The 6,000-nt window shown below is 59.5% G+C and carries 5 protein-coding genes and 1 pseudogene; 2 read left to right on the top strand and 4 right to left on the bottom strand.

Going from position 1 to position 6,000, the window contains the following annotated elements; genetic code table 11:
* The first annotated feature begins 87 nt into the window (after positions 1–87).
* Positions 88–993: a transcriptional regulator GcvA gene (gene gcvA, locus MCB86_RS18740; RefSeq protein WP_239611839.1), complete on the top strand. Its 906-nt coding sequence runs from the start codon at positions 88–90 to the stop codon at positions 991–993.
* Between the two features lie 164 nt (positions 994–1,157).
* On the opposite strand, the gene MCB86_RS18745 is transcribed toward gcvA, so the two are convergent.
* The 3 genes from MCB86_RS18745 to MCB86_RS18755 all read right to left on the bottom strand — a co-directional run bounded on the left by MCB86_RS18745 (position 1,158) and on the right by MCB86_RS18755 (position 4,658).
* Complete coding sequence (locus MCB86_RS18745) at positions 1,158–2,783, bottom strand: BCCT family transporter (RefSeq protein WP_045162983.1); 1,626 nt, start codon at positions 2,781–2,783, stop codon at positions 1,158–1,160.
* Between the two features lie 450 nt (positions 2,784–3,233).
* On the bottom strand, positions 3,234–4,091 hold the full coding sequence (locus MCB86_RS18750; RefSeq protein WP_239611840.1) for a DMT family transporter: 858 nt from the start codon (positions 4,089–4,091) through the stop codon (positions 3,234–3,236).
* A gap of 213 nt (positions 4,092–4,304) precedes the next feature.
* Entirely contained in the window at positions 4,305–4,658 is a 354-nt protein-coding gene (locus MCB86_RS18755) for a MerR family transcriptional regulator (RefSeq protein ID WP_045162980.1), read from the bottom strand.
* An 83-nt stretch (positions 4,659–4,741) separates the two neighbouring features.
* Here MCB86_RS18755 and MCB86_RS18760 point away from each other — a divergent pair, with 83 nt between their 5' ends.
* Complete coding sequence (locus MCB86_RS18760) at positions 4,742–5,557, top strand: aminotransferase class IV family protein (protein WP_239611842.1); 816 nt, start codon at positions 4,742–4,744, stop codon at positions 5,555–5,557.
* Positions 5,558–5,687: 130 nt separating this feature from the next.
* Here MCB86_RS18760 and MCB86_RS18765 read toward each other — a convergent pair.
* A pseudogene (locus MCB86_RS18765) lies at positions 5,688–6,000 on the bottom strand (hypothetical protein); the annotation flags it as partial.

Here is a 6,000-nt window from a genome sequence, read left to right on the forward strand (position 1 = left end):
GTCATTCGCGGTAGACCCAGCCTAGAGTTAGGCTCGATGGGCGACAAACGACCATTTCTTTCCAATACAGATGAGGAAAACTCAGCCATGGCACACCGCCGGTTACCTTCGCTTTCCGCTTTGCGTGCTTTCGAAGCGGCGGCCCGCCACGAGAGTGCCAAGCAGGCCGCCGATGAGCTGAACGTTACCGCCACGGCGATCAGTCACCAGATTCGCTTGCTGGAAGAATCGCTCGGCGTCTCGCTGTTCCTGCGAAAGCCACGAAAGTTGGAGCTGACCACTCAGGGACGAGAGCTGCACCAGGTGCTGGAAACAGCGTTCGATAGCATCAGCGGGGCGGTCGAACGCCTCCGTGCGAAGCCCTGTCGGCAAGCGATCACCCTGAGCACCACACCCGCAATAGCGGTCCGCTGGTTGGTGCCTTGGGTCTGCATGCTGCGCGATTCCCATCCCGATATCGATCTGCGCTTTCACACCTCCCACGAGCCGGTCGCGTTGGATGGCGTCACGGCGGATATCGCCATCCGTTACGGCGATGGCCGCTGGACAGGGCTGGTCGCGGAGAAGTTGCTCGACAACACCTTCGTCCCGGTCTGCAGCCCACACCTCGGTTTGCGTGATGTAGCAGAGCTGCCCAAGCACCCATTGATTCACTTTCATGCTCAAGCCGCAGCCTCCGCCCCGATTCATTGGGCGTCATGGCAGAAGCTAGCCAACGTGCCGGGATTGGACGTCAGCGCGGGGCTGGTCTTCTCCGACGAGACCCACGCCATCTCAGCCGCCATCGGCGCCCAAGGCGTGTCTTTGATGAGCCGTCAATTGATCGAAGATGAACTGAAGGAAGGGCGGCTGGTGCAGCCGTTTGGGCCGGAGATGCCGGGCAAGCCGTTTCACCTCGTGTATCCGGAAAGCCGTCGGGACGATCCGACGATTCAGGCAGTGCGGGATTGGGTGATGGCGGTGCCGGGCGGGTTGTGTGAGTTGACGGGATGATACCGACAACGCCGGGCCGCGCTACGCGAGGACCGGCCGTAGGGTGGAAAACGGCGAAGCCTTTTCCACGCGTATCTTCCAGGCTACTTGCTAGCTCTCCAGCGCGCTAAATGCACAACGAGGCGGAGGAAGACGTGGCGCGGTGTAATCGCGCCGCCCTTGCATCAGGTCCGGCGCGGTGCGATGAGCTCGCTTTTCAGACCGATGATGATGCTGACGCACATCAGCAGTAAGACAAAGGTGAACGGGAAGCCAGTCGTTACCACCATGGACTGCAAGGCTTTGAGGCCGCCACCCAAGAGCAGAGCGATGGCAACGAGGCCTTCGAACACGCACCAGAATACGCGCTGGGGAATGGGGCCGTCGTCTTTGCCGCCGGAGGTAATGGTGTCGATGACCAGCGAGCCGCTGTCCGATGAGGTGATAAAGAAAACGGCGACAAGCACGATGCCCAACAGGGACATCGCTTGAGTAAACGGCAAGAGGTCGAACATTGCGAAGAGTTTTACCTCCAGCGCTGCATCCGCCACCGCGCGGTAACCGTCATTGATGTATTGGTCGAAGGCGACGCCGGAAAAGATCGACATCCAGAGGATGCAGACGGCAGAAGGCACGATAAGCACGCAGATCATGAATTCGCGCACCGTGCGGCCGCGGCTCACCCGTGCGATGAACATCCCAACAAACGGCGACCACGAAACCCACCACGCCCAGTAGAACGACGACCAGCCCTGTGCGTAGTTCGCGTCCTCGCGACCAAAGGGCTGCGACAGTGCCGGCAGATAGGCGAAATAGCTCACGACCGAGTCCGCGACCCGCTCCACGATGGCGCCTGTCGGGCCAAACACGAACACGGCGACCAGCAGCACGAACGCAAGGATCATGTTGATTTCCGAGGCACGCTTGACGCCGCCTTCGAGTCCACGCAGGACGGAATAAGTCGCGATACCGGTGATCACCGTAATCAGCACGATTTTCGTCGTGTCGCTAACCGGAACACCATAAAGGAAGAACAGGCCCGCGTTGATCTGTTCGGCGCCAAGCCCAAGCGAGGTCGCAAGGCCGAATAGAGTCGCAAGCACGGCCAGAATGTCGATGGTATGGCCGACCCAGCCCCAGACCCGCTCTTTGAAGATCGGATAGAAGGTGGATCTTATCGCCAGCGGAAGGCCTTTATTGAAGGCGAATAGCGCCAGAGCAAGCCCCACGACGGCATAGATGGCCCACGCTTGAAGCCCCCAATGATAGAGCGTGGCGGCAAGCCCGAGCCTAGTAGAGCCTTCTACGTCTCCGGGCAATCCACCCAGCGGAGCCCAACTGTCAGGGCTTCCGGCGTCCTCCGCTACGGAGCTCACGAAGTGCGTCATCGGCTCACCTACGCTCCAGAACAGGAGCCCGATACCCATGCCCGCTGCGAACAGCATGGAAAGCCATGCGAGGAGGGAGAAATCGGGTTTCGCATTCACTCCGCCGAGCCGGACCTTGCCATAGGGCGAGAGAGCAACCGCGATGGCGAACACCAGGAAGATGTTGGAGGCAAGGATGAAAAGCCAGTCGAAGCGGACCGTCACCCAATTCATTGCAGCGTTGAATATGCCGGTGGCGAAGTCCGGAAACGCGAGCGTGAAGATGACAAATACGATCGTCATCAGACCGGAGATAGCAAACACAGGGTTGTGGATGTCGACATCGAAGGGGCCGATGTTCGTGACTAGATTGTCCTGGCCGATCTGATAATCGGTGTCGATCAGATTCCCGCCTGGCGCCGGGATTTCGCTGGTATCGGCCATTGCTTGCTCTCCAGTGATAATGAAACCTGTCCGTGCGCGCGTACTGCCCCGCGCTTGCTTTCCACCCTTGGTATCGGTATTGACGAGTTTGCTGGCCCTGAGGCCAACAAGAATAACCACGGTTCCGGCACCAGTGGTTCCTGCCTGCTTGTTCAGCCATCCTTACACAGGATTCATAGCCGAAACCGCTCCCCTTGCGACAGCGGCGTCTTTGTCACCGTCAACAGTGGCGTTTATTTCGAGCGTTCAGGGAACTGACCGACCTTTATTCGAATGCACGGCGTTTGGCCGGCTGCGGCGTGGATATGCTCCTGACTGCCCATCGATGCGTGAAGAGGGCGGTCTGTCGGTGCAAGCCTTTCCGGTGCTTTCTTCGGGCTGGCTCGCGCGAGGCAGCCGAGCTAGCCATGCACCGATCGAGGCGATTATCCGGACGACTAGCCGGTCCGTTTAGGCCGGCAGCGCCGGGCGTGGGCGCAAGGTCAAACCGGCGTGTACCACCAGCGTTGCGATGACCAGCGCTCCGCCGTAGAGCGTCGCACTGGCTGGCATCTCCTGCAGGAAATACCAGGCCCACAGCGATCCCAGCACGCTCTCCAATAGATAGAAGAGCGCCACTTCGGCCGAGGGCAGATAGCGGGTCGCGTTATTGATCAGCAGCGTGGCCAGCGGCATCTGGACCAGACCCATGACGGCCAATACCCAGTAGCTGGTGGCGCCCAGGCTAAACGGCTGGGCGTTGGGTAGGGCAATCAGCGCGGCCGCCAGCCCGCCGAGGGCGATCAGCGGCATCCGATCAATAGCCGGATGGCGGCGTAGCAGCGTGAGGTTGGCGCCCACCGCCGCCGAGGACAACAGCGCATAGCCGTTACCGGCCAGATCCGTCGGAGTAAAGGCACCGGCGAATACAATCATGATCCCCAGCGCAGCCACGCCGATCGCCAGCCAGGTGTGCAACCCCACGTGCTCGCGCAAGAAAAAGCGTGTGAACAGCGCAGCGAACAACGGTGCCGTGCTGAGCACGACCACCACATTGGCAACCGTGGTGTGAATAACAGCCAGCACGAAAAAGATCGAAGTAAACGCCAGCAGCAGTGCGGAGCCCGCGCTGATCAGCGGTTGCGCCTTGATACTTGCCCGGCTTTTGGCGGACAGCGAGAACACGCCCAGGGCCACGAACATCAACAGCCCGCGCCAGAACACGATGTTCCAGCCGTCTGCCTGCGCCAGCCGCACCAATAGGCCATCGAAGCTGAGTAAGACGATACCGCTCGTCACGAGCAACAAACCGCGTGCTGAATCTTTCAATCGTGAGTCCTCGGGGTACCGCTGACGGCTTCTTGTTCCTCGCCTGGGCGAGCCCTTGAACGACGGCGCATCCAGATATTGCAACGATGATGGCTGCGCTCCTCACCTCGAACCTGCTCAGAAACGTCCTGAGCACTGCGGTTAACGACCTGATTGCCTGAGGTCAGTAAAGAGGTATGGTGCTTTTCATCCGACACGATGGCCCAGGGTTTCTTAGCCTCGCTCAACTTCGTGCAGAAAACTCTCCAGAACCTTTCGGCTTTGAGCCAGCTCTGCGGCCTTCTGATCGGCAACGCGGATTTGCTCATACAAGACGTTACGCAGCTCGTCACAGGGCTCGAACGCCAGGCCTTCGCCTCTCACGCATGGCAAGAACTTCAATATGGTCGCTAGGGTCATGCCGGCCGCGCCCAGTAACCTTATGCGCTCGACGGTGCGTAATTCTTCCGGAGCATAATCGCGATACCCGCTGGCTGTGCGTTTGGGCTTCAGCAGTCCTTCGCCTTCGTAGTAACGGAGCATTCTGACACTGACGCCAGAACGCTTGGATAGCTCGCCTATTTTCATCGTTTTTTCGCCTTGACTCTGACAGTGCTGTCAGAGTCGATGATAGGGGCTCGATCAACTGAGCACCATCAGGAGCTGTTCTCATGGCGACCCAACCGAACCCTTACCCTTCATTCATCAATGGTCAACCTGTCACCGCGTTGCAACTCAACCCGCTGGCTTTTGCTGGGTTTGCACACTTCACGGCGATGCAGGTGAGAAACGCTAAGGTCAAGGCGCTGGATCTTCACCTCGACCGTCTGCGCAATGCCTCCCTGGAGTTTTTTGGCCGGGCGCCGTCTGATGAGCTTCTGCGCTCGTACATTCGGATGGCGATTCAAGAGGGGGCGAGAGACCAGTCGCTGACGGTCACCGTCTTCTCTCCCCATGGCGAGTTCACCGCCGATAGTATGGATGTTGAGCCTGGCGTGCTCGTGCGTACCGCCGCTCCGTCTGATGGACCGAAAGGCCCGTTACGCTTGAGTGCCATCGCGCACCAGCGGCCTCTGGCCGCGATCAAGCATGTCGGCGAAGTAGGCAAGACCTACTACCTGCACCAGGCCATACGGCAGGGCTTTGACGATGCGGCGTTTCTCGATGATCGCGGGCATCTGAGTGAGGCCACCATTTGGAACCTGGTGTTCTGGGATGGAGATACGGTGATCTGGCCCCGGGCCGAAATGCTGAAAGGCACCATGATGGGCATGGTTCAGCGTCAACTTGCACGCCTGAATGTGCCGCAGCGCCACGAGTTCATCACGCTTGAACGCCTGAACGAACTCTCCGGTGCGGCAGTGATGAACTCATGGACGCCGGGGATTCCAGTTACCGCGATCGCCTCCCATACCCTTGACGAGGCAAGACCTTTCATCAAGCTGCTGCACAAGGCCTACGAGGCTGAGCCGGCCGACTTTCCCTGAGAATGGTTGGAGAGATCTTGCCCCTGGGTCCCGCCGGCTTCGGCGGGTTCCGTCGTTGCTCCAGGGGCGCCGAGCACGTAGGGTGGAAAACGGCGAAGCCTTTTCCACGCGTTACTCTCAGGCTACCTCGCTAAACCGAACGTCCCGCATCATGGTTTGGCTGTGATGTGAGGCTCTTTGTCTTGGCCGCAAGAACAGCAGCCTGAATCGCGCTCAACGTTTTCTTGCCCGCCGGGTATTCGAGCACTTTGCTCTCAGCCAGGGTGTAAACGCGCTCGCCGTTGTTCAGCGTGACCTCCAGAAATGCCAGGTGATCCGTCCACGAGCGATAACGGCGCACCATGAACAGGCTGTGTTTGGAGGTGACCGAGCGAATGCGGGTTAAGGGTATTTGTCGGTGAGCCGCGTCGCGGGTAATCACCAGCTCATCGTTATGGATAAAC

The sequence above is a fragment of the Pseudomonas sp. KSR10 genome, assembly GCF_022355455.1.
GTDB classification, from domain to species: domain Bacteria; phylum Pseudomonadota; class Gammaproteobacteria; order Pseudomonadales; family Pseudomonadaceae; genus Stutzerimonas; species Stutzerimonas stutzeri_E.